Origin of the sequence: Mesorhizobium sp. ES1-6 (assembly GCF_020164775.1) — a bacterium.
GTDB lineage: Bacteria > Pseudomonadota > Alphaproteobacteria > Rhizobiales > Rhizobiaceae > Mesorhizobium.
Genome location: NZ_JAIUGU010000002.1, coordinates 219,574 through 236,692, shown reverse-complemented (window position 1 = coordinate 236,692; position 17,119 = coordinate 219,574). Strand labels below are relative to the sequence as shown.

At 64.0% G+C, this 17,119-nt stretch carries 20 protein-coding genes; 8 read left to right on the top strand and 12 right to left on the bottom strand.

Annotated features, from left to right (window positions below):
- The first annotated feature begins 85 nt into the window (after positions 1–85).
- On the top strand, positions 86–292 hold the full coding sequence (locus LB564_RS05860) for a hypothetical protein (RefSeq protein WP_224535818.1): 207 nt from the start codon (positions 86–88) through the stop codon (positions 290–292).
- Positions 293–323: 31 nt separating this feature from the next.
- A complete protein-coding gene (locus LB564_RS05855) occupies positions 324–1,364 on the top strand; it encodes an ornithine cyclodeaminase (protein ID WP_224535816.1) in 1,041 nt (346 codons plus the stop codon).
- A gap of 26 nt (positions 1,365–1,390) precedes the next feature.
- Here the strand turns inward: LB564_RS05855 and LB564_RS05850 are convergent, their stop codons facing one another.
- Entirely contained in the window at positions 1,391–1,555 is a 165-nt protein-coding gene (locus LB564_RS05850) for a hypothetical protein (RefSeq protein WP_224535814.1), read from the bottom strand.
- A 62-nt stretch (positions 1,556–1,617) separates the two neighbouring features.
- Between LB564_RS05850 and LB564_RS05845 the strand changes: the two genes are divergently transcribed.
- The 3 genes from LB564_RS05845 (at position 1,618) to LB564_RS05835 (ending at position 4,273) form a co-directional block, all read left to right on the top strand.
- Positions 1,618–2,637, top strand: a complete 1,020-nt coding sequence (locus tag LB564_RS05845) for an isopenicillin N synthase family dioxygenase (RefSeq protein ID WP_224535812.1) — start codon at positions 1,618–1,620, stop codon at positions 2,635–2,637.
- Between the two features lie 295 nt (positions 2,638–2,932).
- Positions 2,933–3,622, top strand: coding sequence for an SDR family NAD(P)-dependent oxidoreductase (locus LB564_RS05840; protein ID WP_224535809.1), 690 nt, complete (start codon positions 2,933–2,935; stop codon positions 3,620–3,622).
- 399 nt (positions 3,623–4,021) lie between these two features.
- Complete coding sequence (locus tag LB564_RS05835) at positions 4,022–4,273, top strand: DUF768 domain-containing protein (protein WP_015316487.1); 252 nt, start codon at positions 4,022–4,024, stop codon at positions 4,271–4,273.
- 54 nt (positions 4,274–4,327) lie between these two features.
- Here the strand turns inward: LB564_RS05835 and LB564_RS05830 are convergent, their stop codons facing one another.
- From LB564_RS05830 to LB564_RS05820, 3 genes are all read right to left on the bottom strand, one after another.
- Positions 4,328–5,446 carry a P1 family peptidase gene (locus tag LB564_RS05830; protein ID WP_224535808.1) on the bottom strand — a complete coding sequence of 373 codons (1,119 nt, stop codon included), beginning with the start codon at positions 5,444–5,446 and terminating at the stop codon, positions 4,328–4,330.
- Positions 5,447–5,450: 4 nt separating this feature from the next.
- A complete protein-coding gene (xseA, locus tag LB564_RS05825; RefSeq protein WP_224535806.1) occupies positions 5,451–7,082 on the bottom strand; it encodes an exodeoxyribonuclease VII large subunit in 1,632 nt (543 codons plus the stop codon).
- Between the two features lie 63 nt (positions 7,083–7,145).
- Positions 7,146–8,102 (bottom strand): LysR substrate-binding domain-containing protein, encoded by a 957-nt coding sequence (locus tag LB564_RS05820; protein ID WP_140709262.1) that lies wholly within the window; start codon positions 8,100–8,102, stop codon positions 7,146–7,148.
- Positions 8,103–8,281: 179 nt separating this feature from the next.
- On the opposite strand from LB564_RS05820, the gene LB564_RS05815 reads away from it, so the two are divergent.
- Positions 8,282–8,572, top strand: a complete 291-nt coding sequence (locus LB564_RS05815) for a DUF1127 domain-containing protein (RefSeq protein ID WP_224535804.1) — start codon at positions 8,282–8,284, stop codon at positions 8,570–8,572.
- A gap of 142 nt (positions 8,573–8,714) precedes the next feature.
- Here the strand turns inward: LB564_RS05815 and LB564_RS05810 are convergent, their stop codons facing one another.
- The 5 genes from LB564_RS05810 to LB564_RS05790 all read right to left on the bottom strand — a co-directional run bounded on the left by LB564_RS05810 (position 8,715) and on the right by LB564_RS05790 (position 13,020).
- The gene (locus LB564_RS05810; protein ID WP_224535802.1) at positions 8,715–8,939 is read right to left on the bottom strand and encodes a type II toxin-antitoxin system HicB family antitoxin; all 225 of its coding nucleotides are present in this window, start codon (positions 8,937–8,939) and stop codon (positions 8,715–8,717) included.
- A 65-nt stretch (positions 8,940–9,004) separates the two neighbouring features.
- Positions 9,005–10,027 (bottom strand): DUF937 domain-containing protein, encoded by a 1,023-nt coding sequence (locus tag LB564_RS05805; RefSeq protein ID WP_224535800.1) that lies wholly within the window; start codon positions 10,025–10,027, stop codon positions 9,005–9,007.
- Positions 10,028–10,115: 88 nt separating this feature from the next.
- Positions 10,116–11,489, bottom strand: coding sequence for a glutamate--cysteine ligase (locus LB564_RS05800; RefSeq protein ID WP_140709254.1), 1,374 nt, complete (start codon positions 11,487–11,489; stop codon positions 10,116–10,118).
- A gap of 117 nt (positions 11,490–11,606) precedes the next feature.
- On the bottom strand, positions 11,607–12,341 hold the full coding sequence (locus LB564_RS05795; RefSeq protein ID WP_140709353.1) for a 16S rRNA (uracil(1498)-N(3))-methyltransferase: 735 nt from the start codon (positions 12,339–12,341) through the stop codon (positions 11,607–11,609).
- A gap of 31 nt (positions 12,342–12,372) precedes the next feature.
- Positions 12,373–13,020 (bottom strand): hypothetical protein, encoded by a 648-nt coding sequence (locus LB564_RS05790; RefSeq protein ID WP_224535798.1) that lies wholly within the window; start codon positions 13,018–13,020, stop codon positions 12,373–12,375.
- Positions 13,021–13,107: 87 nt separating this feature from the next.
- Between LB564_RS05790 and LB564_RS05785 the strand changes: the two genes are divergently transcribed.
- Positions 13,108–13,806: a type 1 glutamine amidotransferase gene (locus LB564_RS05785; RefSeq protein WP_224536673.1), complete on the top strand. Its 699-nt coding sequence runs from the start codon at positions 13,108–13,110 to the stop codon at positions 13,804–13,806.
- Between the two features lie 286 nt (positions 13,807–14,092).
- Complete coding sequence (locus LB564_RS31470) at positions 14,093–14,224, top strand: hypothetical protein (protein ID WP_013893872.1); 132 nt, start codon at positions 14,093–14,095, stop codon at positions 14,222–14,224.
- 33 nt (positions 14,225–14,257) lie between these two features.
- Here the strand turns inward: LB564_RS31470 and LB564_RS05780 are convergent, their stop codons facing one another.
- Genes LB564_RS05780 through LB564_RS05770 form a run of 3 tightly spaced genes read right to left on the bottom strand, consistent with a single transcriptional unit; the run spans position 14,258 to position 17,030 of the window.
- Positions 14,258–15,031 carry a metallophosphoesterase gene (locus tag LB564_RS05780; protein WP_224536671.1) on the bottom strand — a complete coding sequence of 258 codons (774 nt, stop codon included), beginning with the start codon at positions 15,029–15,031 and terminating at the stop codon, positions 14,258–14,260.
- Positions 15,032–15,065: 34 nt separating this feature from the next.
- Complete coding sequence (locus LB564_RS05775) at positions 15,066–16,202, bottom strand: alpha-hydroxy acid oxidase (RefSeq protein ID WP_140709246.1); 1,137 nt, start codon at positions 16,200–16,202, stop codon at positions 15,066–15,068.
- 24 nt (positions 16,203–16,226) lie between these two features.
- On the bottom strand, positions 16,227–17,030 hold the full coding sequence (locus LB564_RS05770) for an FCD domain-containing protein (RefSeq protein WP_224535796.1): 804 nt from the start codon (positions 17,028–17,030) through the stop codon (positions 16,227–16,229).
- Positions 17,031–17,119 lie beyond the last annotated feature (89 nt).

Here is a 17,119-nt window from a genome sequence, read left to right as displayed (position 1 = left end):
AAATCTGGTCAACAATGAAGAGATATTGACATAGTTGGAAGAGTAGCCTTAGCTTGTCGGAAAGCAGCCAAGGGGCCGCTGGCGCATGCGCGAACTCGGCCCCGGCGGCATGGAGCGGCGCATACCTCACATCCTCGGCTTCGACCTGCCGATCGAACGCCTCGAAGCCAAGTTCAAGATGGGGCAGGATGAGCGCCGCTGCGACACTTCGGGCGCGATCGACGCGCTGGAGCAAGACGATCCGGCGCTCGCCGCGATGATGAAGGCGCACAACGCGCATCGCCAGGACTGATCGGTGCGGCAATGCGGGCAAGGACCAAGACATGATTCCCAATCTCAACATCGTGCCGTTCGTCAGCGTCGACCATATGATGAAGCTTGTACTGAAAATCGGCGTCGAGCGGTTCCTGGTCGAACTCGCCTTCTACATCGAGGACGACTTCCGCCGCTGGGAACTGTTCGACAAGACGCCGCGCGTCGCTTCGCACAGCGCCGAGGGCGTCATCGAGCTGATGCCGACCAGCGACGGCGAGGTCTACGGCTTCAAATACGTCAACGGCCATCCCAAGAACATGCGCGAGGGCCGCCAGACCGTGACCGCTTTCGGCATGCTGGCCGACGTCCACAACGGCTATCCCGTATTGCTGTCCGAAATGACCATCCTGACGGCGCTGCGCACGGCTGCCATGTCGGCCCTTGCGGCAAAACACCTGGCGCCGGCCGGTTCCCGCTGCATGGCGCTGATCGGCAACGGCGCTCAGGCAGAGTTCCAGGCGCTGGCGTTCAAGGCACTGCTCGGCGTCGACAGGCTGCGGCTTTACGACATCGACGGTTCGGCGACACAGAAATGCATTCGCAACCTTGCCGGCCTCGGCTTCGAGATGGTCGCCTGCACCACCGCGCAGCAGGCTGTCGAAGGGGCCGACATCATCACCACCGTGACCGCCGACAAGCAGTACGCCACCATCCTCACCGACAACATGGTCGGCCCGGGCGTGCACATCAACGCCGTCGGCGGCGACTGTCCGGGCAAGACGGAACTGCACCGCGACATCCTGCTGCGCTCCGACATCTTCGTCGAATACCCGCCGCAGACGCTTATAGAAGGCGAGATTCAGCAGCTTGCGCCGGATTATGAGGTGACCGAGCTGTGGCAGGTGCTCACCGGCGCCGTCCAAGGCCGCCGCGATGCCGGCCAGATCACGCTGTTCGATTCCGTCGGCTTCGCCATCGAGGATTTTTCGGCGCTGCGTTATGTCAGGGACCAGCTGACCTCGACCGGCCTCTATCAGGAACTCGACATGCTGGCCGACCCCGACGAGCCGCGCGACCTCTTCGGCATGCTGCTCAGGGCAGCCCAATAGGCAGAGGCCGCGCGCCTGCCGGTGGTTCATATCTGCCGAATGATCGCGGTCATTGTCAGCTTGCCGGCGCGCGTGGAAAAATTGTTCGTCGCGGCGGCTTCGAAGGGCCGATCGTTTCTTTCTTGGCAATCTGGAGTCGATGAGACTTGCGGCCATTGCTGGCGGTTGTGACCGCCGAAAAGTGCACGCATGTCCAACAGGCCTGGTTCGCGGATGGGCACACATCCGCAAGAAACCAGGAAAGGAGCCTGATATGCCCAGAATAGTACCCGTGCTCGACTTGGGCCGCTTTGAACAAGGCGCGTCGGAACGTCGGACGTTTCTGGCCGACCTGCGCTCCGCCTCGCGCGACATCGGCTTTTTCTATCTGGCCGGACACGGGATCTCCTGGGCGGAGATCAGCGAGGTGCTGACCGCGTCCCGCCGCTTCTTTGCCTTGGCCGAGGCCGACAAGCTGGCGATCGAAATGGTCAAGTCGTCGCAATTCCGTGGCTATACCCGGGCCGGCGGCGAATTGACCAAGGGCAAGGCGGACTGGCGCGAGCAGCTCGATATCGGCGTCGAGCGCCAGCCCATAGCGCAAGGCCCCGGAATTCCGGCCTGGACGCGGCTGCAGGGGCCGAATCAGTGGCCGGCTGCGTTGCCGGAGCTCAAACCCGCCCTGCTGGCATGGCAGGCCAAGGCAACGGCGGTGGCCATCCGGCTGTTGAAAGCCTTCGCGCTGTCGCTCGACCAGCCCGAGGATGGCTTCGACCCGATTTACCGCGGCGAGCCCAACCACCGTATGAAGATCGTGCGCTATCCCGGCCGCGAGGCGACAGGCGGCGACCAGGGCGTCGGCGCGCACAAGGATGGCGGATTCCTGACGCTGTTGCTCCAGGACGACAATAAGGGGTTGCAGGTCGACTATGACGGAAGCTGGGTCGATGTGGACCCCATTCCCGGGACGCTGGTCGTCAATATCGGCGAATTGCTGGAGCTGGCCTCGAACGGCTATTTGCGTGCGACCGTGCATCGCGTCGTGACGCCGCCTCCCGGCATCGAACGCATCTCGGTGCCGTTCTTCTTCAGCGCCAAACTCGATGCGACGATACCGCTGCTTGAACTCCCCGAGGAATTGGCGGCGCAGGCACGCGGACCGGCCAGCGAACCGGACAATCCGCTGTTTCGCGATGTCGGAACCAATGTGCTGAAAAGCCGGCTGCGCTCGCACCCCGACGTCGCGCGACGTCATTATGCGGACCTGCTTGAGCCGCAGATCCGGGCTGGCTGAGTCTTTTGGGAGGGAAAGGACAGGATTTTCGCCGTCCTGCCTCATCTTTAGAAAATCGTTCGTCGTATCTGCCCGAGAATCGGCCCAAAACGGAAAATCCGTTCGGTGGTTTCCTCCCATTTCACTGAGCGGTGTTCCCCTCTGAAGGTTGTGACCTTCTTTTTTGGCCGGGCCGCTTTCGCGCCCGGCCATTTTTCTTGCCGCCGAGCGCGTTGCCGGCGCCGCTCTGATCCGGCAAGCTTCAATGGGGCGGCGCCAGTCTTTGGCTGCAATCAATGGAAGAAGGAGAGATCCCATGACATCCAACGTTGCCGTCATTGCGGGGGCGGGCTCGGGATTGAGCGCCGCGCTCGCGCGTCTTCTCGCCAGGGAAGGCTTCCAAATCGTCCTGGCCGCCCGCAACATCGAGAAGCTCGGGGCATTGCAGGCGCTGACAGGCGCGCAAGCCGTGGCGACGGATGTCTCGGACCCGGCGTCGGTGGAGCAGCTGTTTGATGTCGCCGACAAGGCCGGTCCGCTTTCCCTGGTGGTTTTCAATGCCAGCGGCCGCGCTCGCGGCCCGATAGCAGAGCTTGATCCCGAGGCGGTCCGCCAGGCGCTGCTGGTTGGGGCCTATGGCGGGTTCCTGGTGGCCCAGCAGGCGGCCCGCCGGATGCTGGCCCTGGGCTCGGGATCGATCCTGTTCACCGGCGCGACGGCAAGCGTGAAGGGGTTCGCCGGCTCCGCTGGCTTTTCCATGCCCAAATTCGGATTGCGCGGGCTGGCGCAATCCATGGCCCGTGAACTGGCGCCCAAGAACATTCACGTCGCGCATTTCATCATCGACGGCGCCATTGCCTCGGCCGCGTCAGGCCAGGACGCCGAGCCGCGGGATCGCCGGCTGTCGCCGGACGCGATCGCGGAGGCCTATCTTGCCATCCATCGCCAGCAACGCAGCGCCTGGACCTGGGAAATGGAGCTCAGGCCCTGGGTCGAGACCTTCTGACCTCTGGTGATCGATGTGACTTTCGCATGGCTCGTATGCACGGCCTCGAGGAGAGTCGACATCGTATGAGGATATCACTATATACCGGCGGCTTCGCGGGCTCACGCCTTGAAGCGCAACGTCACAAGGCGGCTGTAGCGACAGCCATTGAGATTAAGAAACGGACTGGAAGCCGTAAACAGGTAGAAGCAATTGCTCGGAGCGGGCCGATCCCGCCAACGGTACAGTCCTTCAGAATCAGAAAATGTTCTTCACCCCTCGATTTCCTTCGGCTCTGTGGACCCTGGACGGCATTGACTTGCCGGCTGGCCGCGACTCGGCTGGAATGGGAGCATGCATCCTTTGCGGGATGCCGACGTTTATGATTACCAACCGGCTTTGCCGCCAGGGAAAAGCAGTATGAGTGAACATGCGATCGAGTTCTTGCGGGGTTGGATCGGCGAAAAGGTCCATTGCCAGTCCCACGCCAGAATCGAGAAGCAGGCCGAGACATTGGCCCGCGAATGCGCCGCCAAGGCGGCCGAGGTCGGCATACCGCTGGAGGACATCCAGGAGGAAGTCGGCGATATCCAGGAATTGATCGCTTCCCGGCTCGAGGAAGCGGCCGAGGCCGACGAGAACCAGCAGGCTTCCAGCAAGGCCGCGGAATAGATTTTCAGGGCAAACCTGTCTGAATGCGCGGGCCTTTCGGCCCGCGTTTTCGTCTCAGCCGAATTTTTCTTTCAGCCACGCCTTCGGCAGCGCCGGCACGAAGTTGCCGTCGCGGCCGATCATGTCTTCATTGGCGACCAGGGCGTTGAGGATCGATTCCTCCACGGTCCGGATCACGGCGTCGAAGAACGGATCGATGTCCGTATCGGGAATGAAATCGGCACTGGCGATCCGACCCGACGGGGCCAGCGCCGCGGCGGGATTGGCTGTCGAGAAGGCGAGGAATATGTCGCCCGAACTGTGATAGCCGAAGCCGCCGGTCATGGCGACGCCGAGCGGCACACGCCGTGCCAGCCGCTTCATCTGATGCGGCAGGAACGGCGCGTCGGTGGCGATGACGGCGATGATCGAGCCCTTTTCCGCGCGCGCCGTGGCTTCGCGGATCGCTGGTTCGGTGAGTTCGGGATCGGCGCGCCGGCCACGAATGGTGAAATTGTGCCGCTTGCCGAAATTCGACTGCACGAAGGCGCCTACCGTGTAGGTGCGCCCTTGCCATGCGACGATGCGCGAGGCCGTGCCCGAGCCTGCCTTGAAGCCGAAGGTGATCATGCCTGTGCCGCCGCCGACACTCCCTTCCTCGACCGCTCCGCCTGCCGCGCCGTCAAGCGCCTCGGCGACATGCTCCGATGTCAGATGATGCCCGTTGATGTCGTTGAGAAACCCGTCATAGGTCTCTGCCGCCACCGGCAAACCCCAGGCGCTGTCGAGCGCGGCCGGCAGCACCCGGTTCATCCAGCGCAGCGTGCCGTCGCGCGAAACACCGCAGGAATGCGTGTTGGTGATGGTGATCGGGAAATTGAATGCGCCAGTTTCCTCGATGATATGCGAGCCGGTCAGCTCGCCATTGCCGTTCTGGCTGAAGATGCCGGCAAAGACTGGCGTCGCCAGCTCGGCGCGCGGCCTGGGCAGGATGGCGGTGACGCCGGTGCGCACTGGTCCCTTGCCGACGACAAGCGGACCATCGCCTGATATCAGCGTCGCATAGCCGACCGCGACGCCGGGCACGTCGGTGATCGCGTTGAATGGCCCGGGCGTTCCGTCGAAGCCGATGCCGAAATGTCGTGCGCGCGGCTTGCCGGATGGCGTTGCCAGATGGTGCGGATTGTCGGTCATGCTCTTAGAACAAGGATCCCTGATTGCCGGGTTCTCTAGCCTTGGCCGCGGTCCTGGCGGCGGGCTTTGGCCGCGCCGCGCCGCTGGTTGCCACCGCATCGGCCGTGCCGTCGGCGAACTCCAGCGAAAGCGCCATCCCCGACGCCACGTCCGCGGCCTGCTTGATGACGGCGCCGTCGGCATCCTTCACCAGCACGAAGCCGCGCGCCAGGACGGCCTTGTGCGACAGTGTCGCCATCAGCCGCTCGGCCTGGACGATGCGGCCGCGCAACCGTTCCAACCTGAGCAGCATCGCTTGGCCGCCGCGTCTCGTCAAAGCCGTTAGCAGATCCCTCTGGACACGTTGCCGCCGGGCTGTCGGCTCGATCGTGATGCGGCCCTGCAGCAAAGCCAACTGCTGTCTGTGCCGCTGCAATGACGCCTTGGCGCATTTTGGCAACTGATCCGCGGCACGATTGAGCTCCGCGCGCCGGGTTCTCGCCAGAGTGCGCAGAGCCCCCTGCGCCCGCAAAAGATTACGGTCATTGGTGCGCCGTGCCTCGGCAATCCGTTGCGAAAGCATTGTCGGGGTCAATTTTACGGCGAAGAATCGTGCCCGCTTGCGCTCGGTGGAGACCATCAGGCCACGTCCGAGCCTCGATGTCGCCTCGTCGAGGCGCCGGCGCGGCAGCGCCAGCAATTGATCGGGCGAGGGCAGCGCGCGCGCCGCCGCACGGGCGGCCTGCCGCTTGCGTTCGAAATTGCGCAGGACGGCTGCCTTGAGCCGCGCGCCGAGGCTGGCCAGAGTCGCTTCGAGGTCGGCTTTGACCGGCACGGCGATTTCGGCCGCGCCTGTCGGCGTCGGCGCCCGTACATCGGCGACAAGGTCGATCAGCGTCCAGTCGGTCTCGTGGCCGACCGCCGAAATCACCGGAATGCCGGAGGCGGCGACGGCACGGGCGAGTGCCTCGTCGTTGAAGCCCCACAAATCCTCCAGGCTGCCGCCGCCGCGCGCCACGATGAGCAGATCGGGGCGCTGGATGGGGTTGTCCCATGCCAGCGCGTTGAAGCCGGTGACGGCATTGGTCACTTCCGCGCTCGCCGTGTCGCCCTGTACGCGAACCGGCCAGACCAGCACATGCAGCGGAAAGCGGTCCTTGATGCGGTGGATGATGTCGCGGATGACCGACCCGGTCGGCGAGGTGACGACGCCGATGACGCGCGGCATGAACGGCAGCCGGCGTTTGCGGCCGGCATCGAAAAGCCCTTCCGCCTGCAGCCGGCGCTTGCGCTCTTCCAGCAACGCCATCAGCGCGCCGGCGCCCGCCGGCTCCAGATTGTCGATGACGATCTGGTAGTTGGACTTGCCGGGATAGGTGGTGAGCTTTCCGGTGGCGATTACCTCCATCCCTTCCTCGGGACGGAATTTCAGCCGGCTCATCGTGCCTTTCCACACCACGGCGTCGAGCCGCGCGCGGTCGTCCTTCAGCGCGAAATAGGCGTGGCCGGAGGAATGCGGCCCGCGATAGCCCGATATTTCACCGCGCACCCGCACATTGCCGAAGACGTCCTCGACCGTGCGCTTCAGCGCGCCCGATATTTCGCTCACCGTATATTCGGTGGCGTTGGTGCGTGATTCGGATGCTGCTTCGCTCATCGGCCGATTGGGGGCTGGTTGGGCGCCTGCGTCAAGGCGCCCGTGTCGGGCGTCATGACCTTGTTACCAGCCTGGGAGGATCTGGTTCGGCCTGGTCCGCTTCATCTTGGCGAAGGCGAGGGCGGCGAAGTCGAACGTTCCCGTCTCCTCACCAAGCGGCACCGAGATGTTGTCCAGGCTTTCCGAGATGTGGCGGGCAAGCGCATCGACGATCTCCGGCCGCGAGGTCTGGCCGCGCATGATGCCGATGCGGCAATCGGGCAGGGCGCCGAAGCCGTCGGCCTCGCCCAGCACCCGCATGCCGGGCCTGAGCGCGCATTCCGGCAGCACCGAGATCGCCAGGCCGGACAGCACGGCCGCAGTGATCACCGTCGCCGAGAAGCTGGTGAACAGGATACGGTAGTCGCGGTTCTGCTGGTCGAGCACGTCGACGGCGGCGCGCCGCCAGATGCAGTTCGGCCGCCCAAAAGCCATCGGCAGGATTTCCTGCTCGTGCGTCGCATGATTGGCCGAGGATACCCACAGCAGCGGTTCGCGCCGCACGACCTCCGACTGGCCGCGCACATCATTGTGCGTCACCAGCGCCAGGTCGAGATTGCCGCGCTTGATGTGTTCGACCAGCCCCGGCGTCGGCTCGCAGATGACGGTCAGTTCGACGCGCGGATTGGAGCGGGTGAAGCGTGCCATGATCTCGGGCAGGAAACGGTCGGCATAGTCGTCCGGCGTGCCGATGCGGATCGTGCCTTCGAGACGCTGGTCGTCGAAGGCGGCGAGCGTCTCGCGATTGAGATAGAGCAGCCGCCTTGCGTAGGAGAGCAGCTTGTCGCCCTCTTCCGTCAGCCGGTTGGTGCGCCCCTCCTTCTCGAACAGCGGCTTGCCGATCCGCTCCTCCAGACGGCGCATCTGCATCGACACGGCCGACTGGGTCCGGTGCACCTCTTCCGCCGCCCGGGTGAAACTGCCGGTGTCGGCGATCGAGACGAAGGTCTGCAACTGATCGAGATCGAGCGGCGCTTTCATCGGCGTGATCCATCACTAGTGTTGATGCCAAAGATTAAAAACATTCGTTGGATTAATCAATCCGGCGATGGCAAATTGGCATTGTCCACATGAAGGCATGTGTATTGAGACCGGAACGGCGCTTCTCCCGGGCGCCGATTGCCTGGTTTCGTCCGCTCGACTCCGAAGGAGAGACTGACATGACCACGATCGATTTCGCCACCGAGACCTCGCGCATCACCTCGCGTCCGGCCGTTGCGACGCGCGTGGTCAACGCCGCCTTCAATTTCTACCGCGCCTGGAAAAACCGCCGTGCTTTCTACCGCCTGGGCGAGATGTCGGATGCCGAGCTCGCCGATATCGGCCTGACGCGCGCCGACCTGCATGTTGCCATCGACGTGCCGTTCGGCCGCGATCCGACGGCAATCCTGCGTGAGATCGCCAGCGACCGCGTCGAAACGATCGAGGACATCGCCCGCAAGGTCGCCTGATTGGCTCGTTTTCGGTCCTATTGAACCTTTTTGCGGTTCAGCCCGACCAAGATTCATGCAGGCACCCCACTCCCTGCCGGTTCCCCGCCGGCCAGCCTGCACGCTGCCCGGTCCTCCCAAGGACCGGGCTTTTCTTTTGTGTTTAGGCAAAAGCCAACTTGCGCGACGGCCTTGGTATCGATCTGCCGAGTTCGTGTGCGGCCTCTATCCAGGATGCAATGGCGTCTTGAACGTTTGCGATGGCTTCTTCGGGAGTTTCACCGTCGCTCATGCAGCCAGGAAGGTCCGGTACAAGGGCCGAAAACCCACCTCCGTCCTCCATCGCAAGCGGCGCGATGATGACCGGATATTCAAGTCTGTCCGTCATGTCTCTTTGCCTCGTCGATGAATGTTACCAGTTTGAAAGGCGCGGTGACTCGGACGCTTGAACTGCTATCGTCGGTCCATGTCCCACTTGAACTGGTCGAAGATCGTTTCCACGCCCTTCTGGTAGTCGTCACGCTGCTGCGCGCCGGTCTCGAACATCTTGCCGAAAATGTCGTCGAACGGGTTCCTTGGCCGGCCGCTCGGATTGGCCTGGGGGCGCGGCTGCGGCTGCGGCGCTTGAGGTTGCGGCGCCGGCTGCCCGCCGGGCATCCCGAAGCCGCCGCCTCCGCCTTGCCGCAGCATCTCTTCGAAGATTTTCCCCAGCGGGTTGTCGCCGTAAGGGCTTTGTGTCTGCTGGGGCTGGGGTCGGCTTTGTGGCTGCTGCGGCGCGCCGCCGCCGAACATGTCCTGCAGCACCTTGCCGAGCGGATTGTCGCCATAGGGATTTGGCGCCGGCTGCGGTTGGCTTTGTGGTTGTGGTGAGCCGCCGCCGAACATGTCCTGCAATACCTTGCCGAGCGGGTTGTCCATGGGGTTCTGAGGCGGCGGTGCCTGGCGCTGTTGCGGCGCCGGCGCCTGCATGCCGCTTTGCCGCATCATCTGCTCGATGATCTCGCCCAGTGGATTGTTGCCGCCGCCGAAGGCCTGCATCTGGCCCCCCGTCAACTGATTTGTCGTCTGCTTGAACAGGCCGCCCATGACCATCGAGGCGATCGCCGGCAGCATCTGCTGCAGCACCTGCTGGCTGACGCCGCTCGCCTGGGCCGCCTGGCTGGCCACGGCGCGCGACAGATCCTTCGAACCGAACAGGTGGCCCAGAATGCCGTTGCCCTCATCGACGCCTTGCGGGGAGAAGGCGCGCGTCGCGTCCTCGAAATATTTGGCGTGCTGGCCGCTCGCCATCGCCGTCATGAAGGCGCCGAGCCCATAGGGATCGGCGGTGTTGCGTTGCAATCCTTGTGAAAAGGCAGGTAGCAGGGCGGCGACCGCCGCCTGCGTCTGCTGCAGCGAAAGCCCGTATTGCTGGGCAAGCGCCTGCATGCCGTTGCCGTTCTGGGCCTGCGTCAGCATGTCGAACAAGGTGGGCATCGGCTTCTCCTCCGGGAAATCCTCGAAGCGAGCCTAATTCGTTTCAACGCCCGATTGAAGCGGCTTTTGCCGCTCCTAGTGCGCGGGGTTAATAGGCGTATTCCATGAACACCGGCTCGATCGAACCGCCCCAGCGCGTGTGGTAGGCCGACAGCATCTCCTCGGCGCTGGTCGTGCCGCGCGCAACCACTTCGTCCAAAGTGTTCAGGAACGAGGTTTCGTCGTAGCCGTCGCGGTTCTTCTTGCCGCGGTTCTTCAAGCCGGTGCGCGAAATGGCCATGACGTCGCGGGCGACCTCGCGCAGCGTGGTGTTGCGGAAGGGCGCGGAAATTCCGAGCTCAGGCACGGCGTTGCGCATCGCCAGCGTTTCTTCATAGGTCCAGCTTGAGGTCAGCGCCTCGGCCGCGTCGAGCGCCGCCTCGTCATAGAGCAATCCAACCCAGAAGGCCGGCAGCGCGCAGATGCGCCGCCAGGGCCCACCGTCGGCGCCGCGCATTTCAAGGAAACGCTTCAGCCGCACGTCAGGGAACAAAGTCGACAGATGGTTCGCCCAGTCGCCCATCGTCGGCAGCCCGTCCGGCACTTCATTGCGCGCGGCCCCGGCCATGAACTGGCGGAAGGTGACATGCGTCATGTCGTGATAGTGGCCGTCGCGAATGACGAAATACATCGGCACGTCGAGTGCCCATTCGACATAGTCGGCGAAACCGAAATCGGGCGAAAAGCAGAATTCGAGCAGGCCCGAGCGCTGGTTGTCAGTGTCGCGCCAGATGTCGCCGCGCCAGCTCTGCAGCCCGTTTGGCCGGCTGTCGGTGAAGGGCGAGTTGGCGAACAGCGCCGTCGACAGCGGCTGCAGCTTCAGCGACACCTGCATCTTGCGGCGCATGTCGGCCTCGCTCTCGAAGTCGAGGTTCACCTGGATCGTACAGGTGCGGTACATCATGTCGAGACCCTTGGTGCCGACCTTGGGCATGTAGCGCGTCATGATCTCATAGCGCGACTTCGGCATTTTCGGCGTCTCGGCCAGCGACCATTTCGGGCTGCCGCCGAGGCCGAGGAAGCGGATGCCCATCGGCTCGGCGATCTCGCGCACCTGCGCCAGATGGGCATTGCCCTCGCGGCAGGTCTGGTGGATCGTTTCCAGCGGCGCGCCGGAAAGCTCGAACTGGCCGCCGGGCTCCAGCGAGATCGCGCCCTGGCCGGTTGGCTCGACCAGGCCGATGATGCGGCCGTCGTCGATGATGGGATCCCAGCCGAGCTTGTTCTGCATGCCTTCGAGGATGGCGCGGATGCCCCGCTCGCCGCCGTAAGGCACCGGCGCGTTGCCATCGACATAGAACGGAAACTTCTCGTGCTCGGTGCCGATCCGCCATTTTTCGCGCGGCTTGTTGCCCTCGGCCAGGTGCTCGACGAGTTCGTCTACGCCTTCGATGGGCCGGAAATCGGTTGTATCGCGCGCCATTTTTCAAGCCCTCAAAGGCGGTTGGACCACCGCCGGCGCTAAATGGACGAAATGTCAGGAGACGATCAAGCGAAAAATCCTGAGCCAGAGGTCAAGAGGAATTGAACGGCTTCTTCGCTACCAGTCGCCAATTGTTGCCTGCATCACCGCGAGCGCTGCCACGGCCGCCGTGTCGGCACGCAGGATACGCGGCCCGAGCGGAATGGCGCTCACGAAGGGGAGCGCCCGCAGCATCATCCGCTCCTCGTCGGAAAAGCCGCCCTCGGGCCCGACCAGCAAGGCGAGCCTCTTTCCCTCTACCGCCTGCAAGGCTGGCAACGGATTGTTGGTCGAGGCATCCTCGTCGCAGAAGATCAGCCGCCTCTCCTTGTCCCAGCCGGTCAGCAGGCGTTCGAACTTTTCCGCCTCGCGCACTTCCGGCACCGCCAGGATGCCGCACTGCTCGGCGGCCTCGACGACATTGGCGCGCAGGCGCTCGATGGACGGCTTCGCTACCTGTGTATGCTGGGTGATGACCGGCTGCAGGACGCCGGCGCCCATCTCGACCGCCTTCTGCACGAGATAATCGAGCCGGCCCTGCTTCAGGGGCGCGAAGCAGTAGATGAGGTCGGGCAAAGGCGGCTGCGGTCTTTGCGGCGCCAGAACCTTCAGCCGCACCGACCGCTTTGACTTCGCTGATATGGCCGCCGACCACTCGCCGTCGCGACCATTGAAGACAAGGACCTCGGCGCCTTCGGCGAGCCGCAGCACATGCAGGAGATAATGGCTCTGCTGCTGGCCGGGCTCGAACTCGATGTCTGGTCCGAGGTCGTCGGGCACGAACAGGCGTTGCATCTTGTAGTTGGCGCGCATGGCCGAGGAATGGGCGAGCCGGCCGCCGCCGTCAAGCCTCGGCCGAAGGATGCCACATGGGTTGAAAGCCGTGACGCAGGACGGCAAGGGTCGTTTCGGGGGTCAGCAGCACAAGCGACTTGGCCTCGAACCGATCAAGGCTGGTCGGCGGGCCGTATCCGGCAAAAGCCCACGGCAACATCCTGCCGTGGCGCCAGGCATAAGCACTGCCGCCATCCGCGATCATCGCGCCGTCGGGCAGGCGGGCAAGCGCATCCCTTGCGATGGCGGGCCGTCTGCCGCCGGAAGCCAGCCGCTCCTTGTGCAACCGCTTGTCGACCTGCGGCGCGCGCGGCTCGGCAATACCGAAGGCTTCGCCGAAATGGCCGACAAAATCCCTGGCGCGTTCGCGCTGGCAAAAGAAGCAGGGCCGGTGCCCGGCGGCGAGCGCCGTCACCTCGTCGAGAAAAAACAGTTCGGTCCAGCCGGCCTTGCCACCGGGCCGGTTGCGGCCCATTGGCTCGCGCCGCACGTCGCGGAATTGGCACACGCAGATGATCCAGGCCTGAAGCGCCCAGCGCTTTCTCAGGAGCGTCTTCGTTGCCGGGTCGTGAATGATTCCGCGATTGCCGGTGAACAGGCCGCGTTCCGGCACGGCGTGAATGGTGCCGAACGGATCGACCCGGTTCTGCAGTGGCATAGTTTTCTCCTGGGGCACGCATCTTGGCTGTCTTGCCGGCAACATGATATCGCTCGTCGCATCGTTTTCATGTCAGCAGGGTTTTCCATGCGGGTGCTGGTGGTCCAGAACTACGACAATACCGGGCTCGGCCAGGTCGGCGCGGCACTGGCGGAAGCCGGTGCCGACCTCGATATACGCCTGCCCTACAAGGGCGATCCGCTGCCGCGGGACGCGGCCGGCCATGATGCCATGGTGGTGCTCGGCGGCGGCCAGAATGCGCTTGCCGACGATGAATATCCCTATTTTCCGGCGCTGCTCGAACTGACCCGCGATTTTGCCGGCAAGGACCGCGCCGTGCTCGGCATCTGCCTCGGCAGCCAGCTCGTCGCCCGCGCCTTTGGCGGCGAGAACCGCATCGGCGGCGCCAATGAATTCGGCTGGCGCGGCGTGTCGCTGACGCCGGATGCCAAGGCCGATCCGGTGCTGGCCGAACTGCCGGAAAAGTTCCCGATCTTCCAGTGGCACGACGACACGTTCGAACTGCCGGAAGACGCCGTGCGGCTCGCCGGCAACGACGTCGCCGAAAACCAGGCGTTTCGCGTCGGCCGCGCCGTCTACGGTTTCCAGTTCCATTTCGAAGCCGACCGGCCGATGGTGCAGGACTGGAGTTCCTCCTTCGCGCCCACCATTGCCGCGCGCCATCCCGACTGGGCCGGAAAGCTGGACGGCGAAATGGCCCGTAACGGACCCGACGCCGATGCCGCTGGCCTTGCCATTGCCCGTGCCTGGGTAGCGACGATCTAAGCGTCCGTTGATGCTCTGCGTGGCATAATTGGCACGCGGCCAAGAATCCGTCCGGGAAAACCCCTTTCATCCTTGGCTTGTGTCCGCCCGCTATCCTAGAAGGCGCGCGCCCTGCATCGGCAGTGCAACCGCGATGAACCTTTTGTGTGACCCGTGCGACACACCGCCGATACAGAACGCGCCTAGAAGCGCGAAATCTTCGAAACTTTGAAGCGAATCATCCATTTCAACGCATTGGTAACCGCCTGGTGCACAGATGCAGAGAGCTCAACAAGAGATGACGTCCGTGAAAGCAGCGCTTCTGTCCTTTGCCATGCTGTCCGCAATCGTGCTTTGCGGCCTGGGTATCTATGCCGCCGACGCCGCCAACAACCACAATGCGGTCGACGGCTACGGCGTCACCGCCTCCCTGCGCTAAGCCAGGGTATCCGCGCGTCCTCGGACCGGGGGCTCAAGGCTCCTTTATCGACATTTCCAGGATGCGTTTGTCCGCGCCGTCCACGACGAGCGCGGTGAGCATGCCTGATTGCCAGGCGAGCGTGTCGACGTTGACGCGGTTGGCCATCACTTCCGCCTCGGGGACCGGCGTGTGGCCGTGCACCACGATCTTCGGGAAGAGACCTGTGTGATCGTGGAAGACGTCACGGATCCAGATCAGATCCTGTGGGTTCTGCTTCTCCAGCTCAATGCCCGGCCTGATGCCGGCATGGCAGAAGAAGAAGTCGCCCGACGTCACCGAGAACGGCAGCGACCGCAGGAAGTCGACATGACTTTGCGGCACGGCCTCGAGCAGGGCCTGGTGTCCCTTGCGCATGGCTGACTCGGCCTTGCCGAACCAGACGCCACTGCCGTTGTTGATCGCCACCCCATAGGATTGCGCGGTCTGGATGCCGCCGTAACGGATGAAGAGCCCTTCAGGGTCGGGCGTCTTGAGAAAGTCGAGAAAGCCGATGTCGTGGTTGCCGGCCAGCATCAGGTTTCGCGCATCGCGTTCGCGCGCCTCGATCAGGAAGTCGATGACGCCTTTGGAGTCCGGTCCGCGATCGACATAATCGCCAAGATGGATGATGCGCCAGTCCGCGACACGGTCCCTGGCGATCTCGGCCGCGATCTGGCCGTGCATGGCGGCCAGCAGGTCGAGCCGGCCATGCACGTCGCCGATTGCGTAGAGACGCACGCCGTCCGGCCCGTATGCGTCGAGGAAATGGATGCCTGGTTCCGCCAACGTCTGGATATCTCCCTGGTCAGATGTCACGGATTTAGCGCCTGAGCTGGTCCTTGCCCATGTCGGTGACCAGACGCTTTCCGCACAGCGCCAGCGTGATGTCCATCTCCTTGCGGATGATTTCCAACGCTTTGGTAACGCCTTCCTTGCCGAGTGCGCCCAGGCCGTAAAGAAATGGCCGGCCGATATAGGTGCCCTTGGCGCCCAGGCAGAGCGCTTTCAACACGTCCTGGCCGGAGCGGATGCCGCCGTCCATATGCACTTCTATTGTGTCGCCGACCGCGTCCGCGATCTCTTCCAGCGCCATGATCGAGGACGACGCGCCGTCGAGCTGGCGCCCGCCATGGTTGGAAACGATGATCGCGTCGGCGCCGGTCTTGGCGGCCATCAGCGCATCCTCCTTGTCGAGGATGCCTTTCAGGATCAGCTTGCCGCCCCAGCGTTCCTTGATCCAGGCGACATCCTTCCATGACAGCTGCGGATCGAACTGCTCCGTCGTCCAGGACGACAGCGAAGAGACGTCGCCGACGCCCTTGGCGTGGCCGACGATGTTGCGGAAGGTGCGGCGCTTGGTGCCGGCTATTCCCAGGCACCAGCGCGGCTTGCTGGCCAGGTCGATGATGTTGGCCAGCGTCATCTTGGGCGGCGCCGACAGCCCGTTGCGGACGTCCTTGTGGCGCTGGCCAAGGATCTGCAGGTCGAGGGTCAGCACCAGCGCCGAGCACTTCGCCGCTTTCGCCCGGTCGATCAAATCGAGCACGAACTCCTTGTCGCGCAGCACGTAGAGCTGGAACCAGAACGGTTTCTTGGTCACCGAGGCGACATCCTCGATCGAGCAGATGCTCATCGTGGAGAGCGTGAACGGCACGCCGAATTCCTCCGCCGCCCGCGCCGCCAGCATCTCGCCGTCGGCATGCTGCATGCCGGTCATGCCGGTCGGCGCCAGCGCCACCGGCATCGACACTTTCTCGCCGATCATGGTCGATTCCAGCGAGCGGTTGCTCATGTCGACCAGCACGCGCTGGCGGAACTTGATCTTCTGGAAGTCTTCCTCGTTCGCCCGGTAGGTGCTCTCGGTCCAGGCGCCCGAATCGGCATAGTCGAAGAACATCTTGGGCACGCGCCGGCGCGCGAGATCCTTGAGGTCTGCGATGGTGAGAATGTCGCTCATGATGGTCCCCGCTTGATCGAATGATTAGGAGCGTCCGCGCGCTGCTTCGCTGTCGCCGGCGTCCGAACGCTGCCGCAGCCGCAGCCGCGACACACGTTGCCAGTCGCCGCTGCGTTCGGCTTCCGCCATCGAGCGCTCGACATAGGTCATGTGCTCCATCGCCGCCTGGCGGGCGCCGGCCGGGTCGCCGGCCTTGACCGCGGCGTGGATCGCCCGGTGCTGCGCCAGCAGCGCCTCGCGCGCGCCGGGCACGGTGAACACCAGGAGCCGGTTCTGGAACACGCCTTCCGACAAGAGCCGGTAGCAGGAGCGCAGCGTGTGCAAGAGCAGGATGTTGTGCGCGCATTCGCAGATCGCGTGATGGAATTCGACGTCGATCTCGGCCTCGTCGTCGAAATTGCCGGTGCGATGCGCCTCGTCCATGCGCGCCATGATGCGGTCGAGCAGGGCGATGTCTTCCGGTGTGGCGCGCCGCGCCGCGTATTCGGCCGCTATGCCTTCCATTTCGCGGCGATACTCCAGATAGTCGGCGACCGCCTTGCGATGCGTCGAGATCAGATCCGCCACCGGCTTGCTGAACAGCTGGCCGATAATGTCGGCGACATGCGTGCCACCGCCGGCCTTGGTCGTCAGCAGCCCGCGTCCTTCGAGCGCCTTCAGCGCATCGCGCAGGATCGGCCGCGACACATCGAACTGACGCGCCAGTTCGCGCTCGCCCGGCAGCCGGTCGCCGGTGCGCAGCACGCCTTCGAGGATGAGGCTTTCGATCTGCTGCACCACCTCGTCGGCGGTGCGCGAATGCTCGATCCTGGAGAAAATGTCGCTCAAGGGAAGCGCCTGGGGAACGGAATGAATGTCGCGCAGATTAAAGCCACTGTCGCCAACTGGTCAAATTATTTATCCAATTCGTCTCGACC